11 protein-coding genes are annotated in these 13,579 nt (G+C 56.2%); 6 read left to right on the forward strand and 5 right to left on the reverse strand.

Annotated elements, in window-relative coordinates:
- Positions 1 to 27 precede the first annotated feature (27 nt).
- Together mgtE and ABIE59_RS10690 are read left to right on the forward strand one after the other, a co-directional pair.
- Positions 28 to 1,383, forward strand: a complete 1,356-nt coding sequence (gene mgtE, locus ABIE59_RS10685; RefSeq protein ID WP_354446750.1) for a magnesium transporter — start codon at positions 28 to 30, stop codon at positions 1,381 to 1,383.
- Between the two features lie 195 nt (positions 1,384 to 1,578).
- Positions 1,579 to 2,307 (forward strand): TorF family putative porin, encoded by a 729-nt coding sequence (locus tag ABIE59_RS10690; RefSeq protein ID WP_354446752.1) that lies wholly within the window; start codon positions 1,579 to 1,581, stop codon positions 2,305 to 2,307.
- Positions 2,308 to 2,383: 76 nt separating this feature from the next.
- On the opposite strand, the gene ABIE59_RS10695 is transcribed toward ABIE59_RS10690, so the two are convergent.
- The 5 genes from ABIE59_RS10695 to typA form a co-directional block, all read right to left on the reverse strand.
- A complete protein-coding gene (locus ABIE59_RS10695; protein ID WP_354446754.1) occupies positions 2,384 to 3,241 on the reverse strand; it encodes a CYTH domain-containing protein in 858 nt (285 codons plus the stop codon).
- A 91-nt stretch (positions 3,242 to 3,332) separates the two neighbouring features.
- Complete coding sequence (locus ABIE59_RS10700) at positions 3,333 to 4,352, reverse strand: porin (protein ID WP_354446756.1); 1,020 nt, start codon at positions 4,350 to 4,352, stop codon at positions 3,333 to 3,335.
- 489 nt (positions 4,353 to 4,841) lie between these two features.
- On the reverse strand, positions 4,842 to 5,297 hold the full coding sequence (gene dtd / locus ABIE59_RS10705; protein WP_354446758.1) for a D-aminoacyl-tRNA deacylase: 456 nt from the start codon (positions 5,295 to 5,297) through the stop codon (positions 4,842 to 4,844).
- Positions 5,298 to 5,405: 108 nt separating this feature from the next.
- Positions 5,406 to 6,368: a prolyl aminopeptidase gene (gene pip / locus ABIE59_RS10710; protein ID WP_354446760.1), complete on the reverse strand. Its 963-nt coding sequence runs from the start codon at positions 6,366 to 6,368 to the stop codon at positions 5,406 to 5,408.
- Between the two features lie 87 nt (positions 6,369 to 6,455).
- Positions 6,456 to 8,267, reverse strand: a complete 1,812-nt coding sequence (typA, locus tag ABIE59_RS10715; protein ID WP_354446762.1) for a translational GTPase TypA — start codon at positions 8,265 to 8,267, stop codon at positions 6,456 to 6,458.
- 391 nt (positions 8,268 to 8,658) lie between these two features.
- Between typA and glnA the strand changes: the two genes are divergently transcribed.
- From glnA to ntrC, 4 genes are all read left to right on the forward strand, one after another.
- On the forward strand, positions 8,659 to 10,062 hold the full coding sequence (gene glnA, locus ABIE59_RS10720; RefSeq protein WP_354446764.1) for a glutamate--ammonia ligase: 1,404 nt from the start codon (positions 8,659 to 8,661) through the stop codon (positions 10,060 to 10,062).
- 198 nt (positions 10,063 to 10,260) lie between these two features.
- Complete coding sequence (locus ABIE59_RS10725) at positions 10,261 to 10,785, forward strand: DUF4124 domain-containing protein (protein ID WP_354446766.1); 525 nt, start codon at positions 10,261 to 10,263, stop codon at positions 10,783 to 10,785.
- Positions 10,786 to 11,025: 240 nt separating this feature from the next.
- Positions 11,026 to 12,126, forward strand: coding sequence for a nitrogen regulation protein NR(II) (gene glnL, locus ABIE59_RS10730; RefSeq protein ID WP_354446767.1), 1,101 nt, complete (start codon positions 11,026 to 11,028; stop codon positions 12,124 to 12,126).
- Positions 12,123 to 13,556 (forward strand): nitrogen regulation protein NR(I), encoded by a 1,434-nt coding sequence (ntrC, locus tag ABIE59_RS10735; RefSeq protein WP_354446769.1) that lies wholly within the window; start codon positions 12,123 to 12,125, stop codon positions 13,554 to 13,556. Before glnL ends, ntrC begins: the two co-directional genes overlap by 4 nt.
- Positions 13,557 to 13,579: the final 23 nt, after the last annotated feature.

The raw sequence follows: 13,579 nt of genomic DNA on the forward strand, positions 1-13,579 counted from the left end.
CGCTGCCCCGGAAAAACAAGGTAACCGATGTCTTATCTCGATTCCGAATTTTACCAACCACTGTACGAGGCCATTACCACGGGTGACCAGGCGCAGATACGTTACGCGGCCGCTACGTTCAATGCCGCCGACCTGGCGGAGTTCGTTGAGGAGAATCCGGATAACGAAGAAGGTATTCGGTTGCTCCGGGCCCTGGCAACTGATCAAAGCGCCAAGGTGTTCGGTTACATCGGCCCGAACACCCAGACGTTGATTGCAGAGCTCTTGCCCACACGAGACCTGGCTGAGCTGGTAACCGCCATGCCCTCAGACGAACGGGCCGACTTCTTCAACCTGCTGGATGAGAACCGCCAGCACACCCTGTTCCAGTCCCTGGCCAGCAAAGAACGAGAAGACCTTCGGCGCCTGGCAAGCTTTGAGGAAGGCACTGCCGGCGCCCTGATGAGCTCGGAATACGCGGTGATCAGCACCGGCATGTCCGCCAGCGCAGCGATTAACCTCCTCAGAAACACCGCGCCAGACAAAGAGACCATCTACCAGGCCTACGTGATCGACAACCAGCACAAGCTCGTGGGCGCCGTCTCCCTTCGGAACCTGATTACCGCTATGCCAGGTACGCCCGTGGACGACCTGGTCGCCACCGGTCTGGTAACCGCCAGCACCGACACCCCCCAGGAAGAAGTGGCCCGGCTGATCTCACGCTACGACTTGCTGGCACTGCCGATTCTGGACCAAGACGAACGGCTGGTGGGGATCGTCACCTACGATGACGCCATGGACGTAGCGGAAGAAGAGGCCACTGAAGACATTCACAAAGGCGCCACGGTAGGCAAACTGGAAACCGGCCTGAGAGACGCAACACCGTTCTCACTCTACCGTTCAAGGGTGCAATGGCTGGTCATTCTGGTATTCGCCAACATCTTCACCGGCGCCGGTATCGCCTATTTTGAAGACATCATATCCGAGCACCTCGCCTTGTTGTTCTTCATGCCACTTCTGGTCGCCAGCGCCGGTAACGCCGGGGCGCAGTCCGCCACGCTGATGGTGCGGGGGATGGCCACCGGTGATGTAACAGTGGCTGACTGGGGCAAACTGCTGGGTAAAGAAACCCTGGTAGCGAGTGCTCTGGGGATTACCATGGCTGTTGCCGTGATGGTGGTGGGCATTATGCGCGCCGGGCCGGAAATCGCTTTTGTGGTTGCCGTTACCATGATCGCCGTGGTGATGGTGGGCAGTCTAATTGGCATGTTACTGCCTTTCCTGCTGGATAAACTTAAGTTTGACCCGGCTACGGCCAGCACCCCGCTGATTACCACCATTGCCGACGTCAGCGGTGTGCTGATTTACTTCAGCGTGGCAACAGCGCTTCTGAGCCTGCCATAGCTGACGCACCACTCCGTGGTGCAATCTGGTGCAGCCGCAAAAAACTGACGCCCCGAGTTAGTGCGCATTGGGATAACTCAGCAACCGCAACAACGGAGGTTTCACGCACGCTTCTGATTTATATAAAGTTTCATTTATTGGCATCGACTGTGCTTCGTCAACCGTGAGTTAAACAATCGATCCAAGAGGTATCCGATGAAACGCAATGCATACAACCTGACTGCTTCGGTACTCACTGCTTCCCTGCTCGGGACGCTGGCCGTGCCAAGTATCGCCCACGCAGAATTGTCTGCAAATATTGGTGCCGTGAGCAACTACATGTTCCGGGGCCTCACCCAGACAGAAGGTGCCTCCGCCATTCAGGGCGGCGTTGACTACGAGGACGCAAGCGGGCTTTACGCCGGAACATGGGTTTCCACGATAGACTTTGGCGACGAGGCCACGCACGAACTGGATCTCTACCTGGGTTTCGCGGGAGAAGTGGAGGGCATCGCGTATGATGTCGGCTACATCTACTACGCCTACACCGATGCCCCGGACAACATCGATTTCGGTGAAATTTATGGCGAGATCGGGCTGGGTAACTTTGCCGTCGGTATAGCATACACTGCTCATAGTGAAAACCAGGACGACGTTTTCGATGAGGGCGACATCTACTACTACGGTTCGGCCTCGCTCCCACTGGCGAACGATTTCGCAGCGTCTTTCACCGTTGGCTACTACGATTTCGATGTTGATGGTAAGGCCGGCTTTGAAGATGCCAGTTACGTACACTACTCAGCCAGCCTTGCAAAGGATGCGAGCGAATTCGGCGAGTTCAGCCTTAACGTCGATTACGCGGACATCAGCAAAAGCGACTCTCCCTTCGGCAGCCCACGCGCTGACAAACCGCAGGTTTGGGTAGGCTGGACCAAATCGTTCTGACACGTTATCTGCCCGGATAACACAGGCAGTAGTGCAGAGAGGGGTCGGTTATCCGGCCCCTTTTTTCTGTGCACCGTCAGCCTGCCGCCAAGGCCAACTGGAGGCAACCCAGGCGCGGCACATGATCAAGCAGATCTCGGGTGTTGCATCCCGACTTCAGAAAGCCCTCTACCTCGCGCCATGTAGCATGACATCCTGACTCCGTGGATTTCTGAGTTAATTGTCTGAAACAGTCTTCCGGCAATGCCAGCGCAGCCCCTGTGAGCCAGGAGTCACTCAACGCCCGCAGGAACCCGCGCACACACTCCCCATCTTCTGCCACCCGTGTTTCTCTGCCGGTAATACCCGCAAGATAATAGCCCTGCTCCGCCTTACTGATCAGGTTCAGTAAAACCGGCACCTCGACAGCAAGTGCCTTGGCCCAGCTCAACAGCAGTGACGAGTTTCCGGACTTCAGCTCAAACTCCACCTCACACAGGGGACGAGACCTCCCACCCCCGACAACCTCGCCACAATCGACGGCAACTTCAACAAGTGCGTCCGCAGTTTCAAGCATCACCACCTGCCTGGAGAAGTTGGTTTCGAAGGCCACTTGGAGTTTCTGCAGATCCAGCTTTTGCTTTAATGGCGTGTCTTCAAGCAACGACAGGTCAAGCTCAGGCCCCGGCAGCGGCCATTCCCACTCCTGACGGCGATGGGCACCATCGACAAACTCGCCCTGAGTTTTCAGGGTCTGGATGAAGCGATCTCCAGATTGTCTCACCCGAAGCGCCGACCTGGCCCTGTTAAGCGTTGCGTCTGGCGTATCGTAGTAGCGATTCATCAGATCCTTTCGACCACCGGGACTGGCCTCAGGCTGCGCCAGCAACCACTCGAGGGCTTTTGCCTGCGCCGGTTCCGATAGCGTCAGTTTGATCTCAAGTTCGACGGCCATGGCATACTCCAAAAAACGGGCCCCTAAAAATACAAAAACCGGTGACCTTAGTCACCGGTTTTTGAGACTACTTGATTAGCTGGTTAGCTGATCAGAAGTAGTAAACAGCACCAACAGACGCGATTGAACGCTCGCTCTTGTCCGCAACACCGTAAACGCCGTCATCGCCGCCACCGAGGTAGCCTTCGAAGTACACATACATGTGATCAGACAGGTTGTGCAGAGCCTGCAGAGTTACAGTGTCGATATCTTTGTCAGCGAACTGAGCATCGCTGAAGTTGTTGTCATACTGGGTCAGCTCGTAGGACAGGGCGAACTGGTTTTTGCCCAGAGTATAGATACCCATTACACCGAAGGTGTCAGAAACGTCCTTGCGAGTGTGGAATTCACCGGTCAGACGCAGGTTATCCAGGTTGTAGCTGGCGCGCAGGCCGTAGGTGTTTTCGTTGTTCTCACCACCACGACCGCCGTCGTTGGAATCAACCGCGAAGGCCAGCTCCAGTGCATCGACTTCGTAGGCGGCAGACAACTGCCAAGGGTAAGACTTCTTGGAAACTTCCGGATCGGCGTCGCCGTTGATCTGGACAGCTGCACCGATGGTCAGGCCACCGAAGCTCGGAGACAGGTACTGAACCATGTCACCTTCGCCAGTGTCGTAGTCAATGCCACGTGACAGGGTGGCGACTTCGTAGAATTCTGAGATTTCAGTTACAGCACGCTCATAGATGCTGTCATCGGTACCCACCCACAGCTGGCCGAAATTATCACCTTTAACACCGATGTAGGCTTCGTCGATGCGGAAGCTGTCGCGGGAGTCAATGTCATCTGCCCCAAGACGGTCGATTTCGATCTTGAAGAAACCAGTCAGGCCCGGGGCGATCTCATGATCATGGACGACACCAAGGGTAGAGCCGTTATCGGCGTGCTCAACGGAGGAACCACCGCCATCAACATTGTCATGGTACAGAACGTACTGGATGTTGCCGTACACGGTCGGCATGGAATCCATTTTGGCCGCCAGGTCAGAAGCCGTCAGAGTCGGGTTCTGTGCAAAAGCAGCGCCAGAGAAAGTTGCAGCTGCGATAGCAGAAGCAAGGATAGTTTTTTTCATGTTGCGTCTTCCTTATTGAGTTAACTCAGGTTTTCGACGGGTTCTAACTCCCGATTTTTGCTGGCAAAACAGCCTGAGCTGCGCTTGCCGGACTCCTGATCGTCTCCCGTTTATATCCTCCGGGATACGACATTTTTTCTTTTTATGAGGTCTTGGCGCCAAGCCAGACCTTAAATCTCAACCACTTAACAGCTTTTCTTAAAGCTCTTAGTGATGAACCTGTTTTAATACAATGAATGTATTTTTGCAAATTTTTAAAGTTCGTTTTTTAGCCTTTTTGGCACCAGAAGATCAACCTTTTATGCCCAAAAACCGCGGAATCGTCCATCGTTCTCACCAATCAAGTTAAGGGCCATAAACAATAATAAACTTTTAAAACAACATATTACAAAGAAATATCGACACCTTCCCGGTTTTCACCAACCCCCTCAGCCTCATCAACAGCACCAGAAACGCGCACCGAAAACCCGAGCGCCACATTTCGGGGCATCAAGCTTTGCCAACCACATCCAACATGAAGGTTACCGGCCCATCATTCACTAAAGCCACCTTCATATCCGCTCCAAACTCGCCTTCACCGACCCGGTCATTACCCAACTGGTCACGACACAGAATCACGACATCACGATACAACGCATCCGCCAGCTCAGGTGCAGCGGCCAGGGAAAAACCCGGCCGGGTACCTGAACGGGTATCGGCAGCAAGCGTAAACTGGGGAACCACAAGGATGGAGCCGCCGGCGTCTTGAACATTAACGTTCATGCGGCCCTGCTCGTCCGGAAAAACCCGGTAGGAGAGAATTTTTCGGCACAGTTCCTTTGCCTCACTCGGTGTGTCGTCCCTTTCAACGCCCAGCAACAACAGAAGCCCTCTGCCAATGCTGGCAATTTTGCGGCCATCAACCGTCACACTGGCTTCCGATACTCGCTGGATAAGTCCTTTCATTCAATCCCTTGAGCAGCAACTTCGAGGGTTAAAAGTCAGAAACGTTCGAGAGTGTATCGGCGGTTAACACGGGCCGCAACCCCTTCAGGGCAAGAAAAGACAACCCCGTCACCCAGCCGGAGAATTTGTGCTGGCCACCACATCTTCCACACTGCGAATGAGGGTGTCGATGATCGCGGGCTCGGAGGCGGAGTGCCCGGCATCGCGAATAATGCGGAGATCGGCTTCGGGCCACGCCTGGCTCAGCGCCAGGGCGTTATCGAGAGGGCACACCATGTCATAGCGACCGTGCACGATTACCCCAGGAATCCCTGACAACCGCGATGCGTTGCGTACAATCTGGTCAACCTTCAAAAAAGCCTGATTCATAAAGTAATGACATTCAATTCTTGCCAGTGCGATGGCCACATGGGGGTGGGAGAAGCGCTCGACCACCCGGGGATTAGGATGCAGAGTTGCGCAACGCCCTTCCCAGATTGACCAGGCCTTGGCTGCCTGAATCTGCTCCAGCTCGTTGGGGCTGGTCAGCCTGCGATAATAAGCCGATACCAGATCATCGCGCTCAGCTTCCGGGATTGGGGCCACGAAATCCTGCCAGTAATCCGGGAACACCCGGTTTGCGCCTTCCTGGTAGAACCAGTGGATATCTTTAGGGCGGCACAGAAAAATCCCCCTGAGGACCAGCCCGGAGACCCGCTCCGGGTATGTCTGCGCATACACCAGGCTTAAGGTTGACCCCCAACTGCCACCGAACAGCAGCCAACGATCAACGCCCAGAAACTGGCGAACGGTTTCCATATCCTCCACCAGCTTGTCTGTGCTGTTACCCTCCAATTCCGCCAACGGAGTGGAACGCCCCGCCCCACGCTGGTCCATCAGAATGATACGGAAGCGTTCGGCATCAAAATATCGACGGTGATTATCCTCACAGCCGCCACCGGGGCCACCATGCACCACCAACACCGGAATACCCTCCGGGTTGCCAGACTCTTCCAGGTAAAGCTCATGGGGCTCCTCCACCGCGAGGTGGTGACGAGCGTATGGCTGGATTTCAGGATACAGGCTCAGCATGACGAACTCCGTTTCAGGGATAACGGTAGTCTAGCTGAGATTTGAGGGGAGAAGGCAATGGCCGTCCATGGCCATTCAATTCAATCCTTACTTCTTACCGGCGCGCTTACGCTCGTTCTCGGTCAGCAGCTTCTTGCGCAGACGGATCGACTTGGGAGTAACTTCCACCAGCTCGTCGTCGTCAATAAACTCGAGCGCCTGCTCCAGCGTGAACTTGATGGGCGGCACCAGGCCGATCACTTCGTCTTTACCGGAGGCTCGCATGTTGTCCAGCTTCTTGCCCTTGGTGGGGTTAACCACCAGGTCGTTGTCGCGGCTGTGAATACCACACAGCTGGCCTTCATAGATCTCCTGGCCCGGGTCAAGGAACAGCTTGCCACGGCTCTGCAGGGTTTCCAGCGAGTAGGTCAGCGCTGTGCCGGTGGCCATGGAGACAATTACACCGTTCTGGCGACTGGTAACATCACCCAGTTTGATCGGGCCGTAGTGGCTGAAGGTGGATGTCAGGATACCGGTACCAGAGGTCATGGTCAGGAAGGTATTCCGGAATCCAATCAGGCCACGAGCCGGAATGGTGTATTCCAGGCGGATACGGCCCTTGCCATCCGGGATCATGTTGGTCATGTCACCCTTACGCAGGCCCATCTGTTCCATAATGGATCCCTGGTGCTGCTCTTCAATATCGATGATCACGTTCTCGTACGGCTCCTGCTTAACACCGTCGATCTCTTTGATCACCACTTCGGGGCGGCCGACAGCCAGCTCGAAGTTCTCGCGGCGCATGTTCTCGATCAGAACCGAGAGGTGCAGCTCACCCCGGCCAGAGACCTTGAACTTGTCAGCTGAATCGCCTTCTTCTACCCGCAGCGCCACGTTATGAAGCAGTTCTTTTTCCAGGCGCTCCTTGATGTTACGGCTGGTCACGTACTTGCCTTCTTTACCAGCAAACGGCGAATCGTTGACCTGGAAAGTCATGGATACGGTGGGCTCGTCTACGGTCAGCGCCGGCAGTGCTTCGACGTTGGAGGGATCGCAAAGGGTGTCTGAAATGAACAGTTGGTCCAGGCCACTCACGCAGACGATATCGCCCGCCTGAGCTTCTTCAACTTCCACACGCTGCAGGCCGGAGTGGCCCATGATTTTCAGGATGCGGCCGTTGCGCTTCTTGCCATCAGCACCGACAGCCACCACCGGAGTGTTGGTTTTAACTTTGCCGCGCATGATCCGGCCGATACCAATCACACCCAGGAAACTGTTGTAGTCCAACTGGGAGATCTGCATCTGGAACGGGCCATCCAGATCCACCGAGGGGGCTGGCACGTGGTCGACAATCGCCTGGAATACGGCGTCCATGTTGTCGTCCAGATTTTCGTGTTCCATACCGGCAATGCCGTTCAGGGCGCTGGCGTAAACAATCGGGAAGTCCAGCTGCTCATCGGTGGCACCGAGGTTGTCGAACAGGTCAAACACCTGGTCTACCACCCAATCCGGGCGCGCACCGGGGCGGTCTATCTTATTTACTACCACAATCGGGCGCAGGCCAGCAGCGAACGCCTTCTGGGTTACAAAGCGGGTCTGCGGCATTGGGCCATCGATGGAATCCACCACCAACAGCACACTGTCTACCATGCTCATGACTCGCTCAACTTCGCCACCAAAATCCGCGTGCCCCGGGGTGTCCACGATGTTGATGTCGTAGTCTTTCCATTTCAGCGCGGTATTCTTCGCCAGAATGGTGATGCCACGCTCTTTTTCCTGGTCGTTGGAGTCCATAACGCGCTCGTTTTCGAGCTCTTTACGGTCCAGGGTTCCGGACTGGCGCAACAATTGGTCAACCAGGGTGGTTTTACCGTGGTCAACGTGGGCAATAATGGCAACGTTTCTAAGCTTATCAATCACAACGGGTATCCTGCAGAATTTAGCGGCGAGCAGTATATAGAAAAGTCCATGTCGATAATATGAAGAATAGTGCCTAATATGTAACCAATCAGCGAATGCACCACTATCAGGCATAACAAGATCCAATGCACCAATAAAGTGCACCCAATCAGTGCAACCAACACCTGCCAGCGGTACCCCGGTGCGCCAGAATCGCCCCGAAGCCTTGTGACTGCGCCGTTCTGGCGCAAAACCGGAAAACTGGCAAGGCCCTTGCTTATCCCTGAGCAGCCGTAATTTAAAGGTAAGGTTCAACAGCTTCTGTTAAGCTGCCCTGACCCGAAAAAGATCGGGCTTCAGCCCGCTGAACGATCCGGCACTACGAATACGACATCACTACGGAGCATGCACAATGTCCAAGACGATTGATTTGATCAAAGAACACGAAGTGAAATGGATTGACCTGCGCTTCACCGACAGCCGTGGTAAAGAGCAGCACGTGACCCTGCCTGCCACCGAGGTGGATGAAGACTTCTTTGCTGACGGCAAGATGTTTGACGGCTCCTCCATTGCTGGCTGGAAAGGCATCAACGAATCCGACATGATCCTGATGCCAGATGACGAAACTGCCGTGCTGGACCCGTTCACCGAAGAAACTACCGTGAACATCACCTGCAACATTGTAGAGCCCTCTACCATGCAGGGTTATGAGCGTGACCCACGCTCTGTTGCCCGTCGCGCCGAAGAGTACCTGAAGTCTACCGGCATCGCCGATGGCGCCCTGTTCGGCCCTGAGCCCGAGTTCTTCGTATTCGATTCTGTTAAATGGAATGTGGACATGCAGGGTGCGATGTACCACATCCACTCTGAAGAAGCCGCCTGGGTTTCCGGCGAAGACTTTGATCGCAACAACATCGGCCACCGCCCTGGCGTGAAAGGCGGCTACTTCCCGGTTCCGCCGGTAGACAGCCTGCACGATCTGCGTGGCGCCATGTGTGCCGCCATGGAATCCATGGGCCTGGAAATTGAAGTACACCACCACGAAGTGGGCACCGCCGGCCAGTGCGAAATCGGTGTTGGCGCCAACACCCTGACCCGCAAGGCAGACGAAGTACAGATTCTGAAGTACTGTGTACACAACGTAGCCCACGCCTACGGCAAGACCGCCACCTTCATGCCCAAGCCGGTTGTCGGTGACAACGGTTCTGGCATGCACGTACACATGTCCCTGAGCAAAGACGGCAAGAACCTGTTTGCCGGTGACAGCTACGCTGGTCTGAGCGAAGCGGCCCTGTACTACATTGGCGGTGTGATCAAGCACGCCAAGGCCATTAACGCTTTCACCAACAGCTCTACCAACTCTTACAAGCGTCTGGTTCCTGGCTTCGAAGCGCCGGTTATGCTGGCTTACTCTGCCCGCAACCGCTCAGCCTCAATCCGGATCCCGTATGTAAACAGCCCGAAAGCGCGTCGTATCGAGGTCCGCTTCCCTGATCCGTCTGCCAACCCTTACCTGGCATTCGCTGCTCTGATGATGGCCGGACTTGACGGCATACAGAACAAGATCCACCCTGGCGATGCCATGGACAAGGATCTTTACGATCTGCCGAAGGAAGAGGCACTGAACATTCCGAAGGTTGCGGAAACTCTGTCTGAAGCGCTGGATTGCCTGGAAGCAGATCACGAGTTCCTGACCCGTGGCGGCGTGTTTACTGAGGACATGATCGCAGGCTACATCGACCTGAAGCGCGGTGAAGTCGAGAAGCTGAACATGACCACTCACCCGGTTGAGTTCCAGCTTTACTACTCCTGCTAATGCAATGCACCAATAAGGTGCAAAGCATTCGAGCCTTAAAGCCCCGCCCCGTGCGGGGCTTTTTTGTGCCGCTTCTCGCAAAACCGATTAAACACCCCGCGCCCTTAACGATATGTAACCAAGGGATTGCCCTCCGGCGTTGAAATGCCCGCACCCGCCGCCGATAATCGAGGCAGTTCACTACCGCAGGTTATTGTCATGAAAGCACCGCTCACGCTCGTAACCGGCCTGTTACTGCTGGCCACCGCATCCGCCCATGCCGAGGTTTACCGCCATGTGGATGCTCAGGGCAATGTAACCTTCTCGGACGAGCCCATGCAGGGTGGCGAAGAGATTGAGGTTAAACCAGTAACCACCATCACCCTGCCAAAGCCCGAAGCGGTGATGCAAACCGAACAACTGCGCGAGGAAGTCGAACGCGAAGGGGCTGTCTACGAAACCCTTTCTCTGGTCTACCCAGAGAACGACCAGGCCTTCCACAGCGGTAATGGCGACGTGACGTTTGAAGTGCGCAGCAGCCCCAGCCTGCGGCGCGGTCATCGCTACGAAGTAACTCTGGACGGCCAACCGGTTGGCCAGAGCACATCACGCTCCATCACCGTCCGCAATATTGACCGGGGCACCCATCAGGCGGGTGTCCACATCGTGGATAACGACGGCATACAGGTGAAAAGTGGCCAGCCCATCACCTTTACCATTCACCGCCCCTCTCGCCTCAACTGATTTTTTTGCACCACTTTAGTGCAACCGCACCACTATAAAGCCATACTCTGGGCAGCGAAGGGGCAAAAACCCGGCTGCCTGTAGCTCCAGGCTCCCCATCTGCACCAACCTACAGCACCCGGATGCCCTCAGGGCCCCGCTGTGCCCGCACTTAGACCATCGTCTTACGGCAGCTGGCAAAGCTGGTTCGCTTTTTGCAAAACCGGAATAACAACCATGGCATTAAAACGGAAATCACGCATGTCGTTCCAACCATCCAATTCGCTGGGAAGCGGTTATAAGAGCATCCTGGACAGCCTTACCACAGCTGTTCTGGTGCTGGGAAACGACTTGGCTATCCGTTACCTGAACCCAGCCGCTGAAAGCCTGTTTGAAACCAGCATGACCCGCAGCCAGGGCCTGCCTCTTAAAGACGTACTGCTCGATTCCGAAGACGCCCTGAAAACCCTGCATGCGGCCGCGGGCAATGGCCAATCGTACACCCGGCGAGAGGCCGAATTTGCCCTGCTCAGTGGGTCAAGGCTAACCGTGGACTATTCAGTGACTCCCATCAGCCTTGATCCCATGGAGTTATTGATTGAAATTCAGCCACGTGACCGGCTGATGCGCATCAGTCGCGAGGAAGACATCATCTCCCAACAGGAGACCACCCGGATTCTGGTTCGTGGCATGGCCCACGAAATCAAGAACCCGTTGGGTGGCATCCGGGGCGCCGCGCAGTTGCTTGACCGGGAACTGAACGACGAAGACCAGCGCGAATACACCCGGGTCATCATTGATGAGGCAGACCGCCTGCGTAGCCTGGTCGATCGCATGCTCGGCCCCAACAAGGCCCTCAAGATTGCGCCCACCAACATCCATGAAGTTCTGGAGCGGGTTCGCACCCTGGTTGAAGCCGAGAGCAAGGGCCGGGTCCGGCTGAAGCGGGACTACGACCCCAGCATTCCGGAGTTCCCCGGCGACAAGGAGCAACTGATCCAGGCGTTCCTGAACATCGCCCGCAATGCGATGGAGGCTGCTTTCGAAAATGAGGGTTCCCACACCGCAGACGCACCGCCAACGATTACTTTCCGCACGCGGGCACTTCGCCAGTTCACCATCGGCCACCGCCATCACCGCCTGGTCTGCAGGGCAGACATCATCGATAACGGCCCGGGTATCCCGGCGGACCTGTTGCAGAACATCTTTTATCCCATGATCAGTGGCCGGGCCTCGGGAACCGGCCTCGGCCTTTCTATTACCCAAAGCATCATTGGCCAGCACCGAGGGCTGGTGGAATGTGAGAGCGAGCCTGGAAGAACCGACTTCATCATCTTCCTGCCTCTGGAGGACAACCTATGAGCCAACCGGCAAACGTCTGGATCATCGACGACGACAAGAGCATTCGTTGGGTGCTGGAGCGCGCCCTGAACCAGGCCAGTATGCATCCAAGGGTATTCGACAGCGGCGAAAGCATTATGATGCGGCTGGAGCACGAGCAGCCCGATGCCATCGTCAGCGATATCCGCATGCCCGGTGTAGACGGCATCACCCTGCTCTCGCAGATTGTCGACAAGCATCCCGATGTACCTGTCATCATCATGACCGCCCATTCAGATCTCGAAAGCGCGGTTACCAGTTATCAGACCGGCGCTTTTGAATACCTGCCCAAGCCCTTTGATGTCGATGACGCAGTAGCCCTTGTGAAACGTGCGGTGGCCCACAGCCATGAAAAGCGCGCCGCCAGCGAACCCCAGGCCGACAGTGCCCAGCGCAACACCGAGATCATCGGCGAAGCCCCGGCCATGCAGGAAGTTTTCCGGGCCATCGGCCGCTTGTCTCACTCCAACATTACGGTGTTGATCAACGGTGAAAGCGGCACCGGTAAGGAGCTGGTGGCCCAGGCCCTGCACAACCACAGCCCCCGGGCCCGCAACCCGTTCATTGCCCTGAACATGGCCGCCATCCCCAAGGACTTGATCGAGTCTGAACTGTTCGGCCATGAAAAGGGCGCCTTCACCGGTGCCGGCGCAGCCCGCCAGGGGCGGTTCGAACAGGCGAACGGCGGCACTCTGTTTCTGGACGAGATCGGCGACATGCCCGCCGACACACAGACCCGTCTGTTGCGGGTATTGGCCGATGGTGAATTCTACAGGGTAGGCGGCACCACGCCGATTAAAGTGGATGTGCGTATCATCGCCGCCACTCATCAAGACCTGGAAAAACTGGTGCAGGCTGGTAGCTTCCGTGAAGATCTTTTCCACCGCCTGAACGTTATCCGTGTTCACCTGCCGAAACTGGCCGAGCGACGGGAAGACATTCCGCGCCTGATGCAGCACTTCCTGAAGCGGGCCGCCAAGGAACTGGCGGTAGAGCCGAAGCTGTTGCGCCCGGATGCCGAAGAGTACCTGACCACCCTGCCCTGGCCCGGTAACGTCCGCCAGCTGGAGAACACCTGCCGCTGGCTGACAGTGATGGCCAGTGGGCGAGAGATTCATGTGGATGATTTGCCGCCTGAGCTATTACACCAGGCGGAAAGCGAGCACAGCGCCATCGGCCAGACCTGGCAGGAAGGCCTGAAAAACTGGGCGGAGCAGGAGCTGAAGCGCGGAAAGAAATCCATCCTGGACACCGCCGTACCGGAATTCGAGAAAATCATGATCGAAGTGGCCCTCAAGCACACCGGCGGTCGCCGCCGGGATGCATCCGTGCTGCTGGGCTGGGGCAGGAATACGCTGACCCGGAAGATTAATGAGCTCGGGCTGGACCATCCGGAAGGGGAGGAGGATTAACATTCCTCTCCGCCCGCTGGCTA

This window comes from Marinobacter sp. MBR-99 (assembly GCF_040547575.1).
Classification (GTDB): Bacteria; Pseudomonadota; Gammaproteobacteria; order Pseudomonadales; family Oleiphilaceae; genus Marinobacter.

Bases quoted from the DNA above. Each gene is read 5' to 3' on its own strand.
- mgtE (WP_354446750.1), top strand. From the start codon at position 28: ATGTCTTATCTCGATTCCGAATTTTACCAACCACTGTACGAGGCCATT.
- ABIE59_RS10690 (WP_354446752.1), top strand. From the start codon at position 1,579: ATGAAACGCAATGCATACAACCTGACTGCTTCGGTACTCACTGCTTCC.
- ABIE59_RS10695 (WP_354446754.1), bottom strand. From the start codon at position 3,241: ATGGCCGTCGAACTTGAGATCAAACTGACGCTATCGGAACCGGCGCAG.
- ABIE59_RS10700 (WP_354446756.1), bottom strand. From the start codon at position 4,352: ATGAAAAAAACTATCCTTGCTTCTGCTATCGCAGCTGCAACTTTCTCT.
- dtd (WP_354446758.1), bottom strand. From the start codon at position 5,297: ATGAAAGGACTTATCCAGCGAGTATCGGAAGCCAGTGTGACGGTTGAT.
- pip (WP_354446760.1), bottom strand. From the start codon at position 6,368: ATGCTGAGCCTGTATCCTGAAATCCAGCCATACGCTCGTCACCACCTC.
- glnA (WP_354446764.1), top strand. From the start codon at position 8,659: ATGTCCAAGACGATTGATTTGATCAAAGAACACGAAGTGAAATGGATT.
- ABIE59_RS10725 (WP_354446766.1), top strand. From the start codon at position 10,261: ATGAAAGCACCGCTCACGCTCGTAACCGGCCTGTTACTGCTGGCCACC.
- glnL (WP_354446767.1), top strand. From the start codon at position 11,026: ATGTCGTTCCAACCATCCAATTCGCTGGGAAGCGGTTATAAGAGCATC.
- ntrC (WP_354446769.1), top strand. From the start codon at position 12,123: ATGAGCCAACCGGCAAACGTCTGGATCATCGACGACGACAAGAGCATT.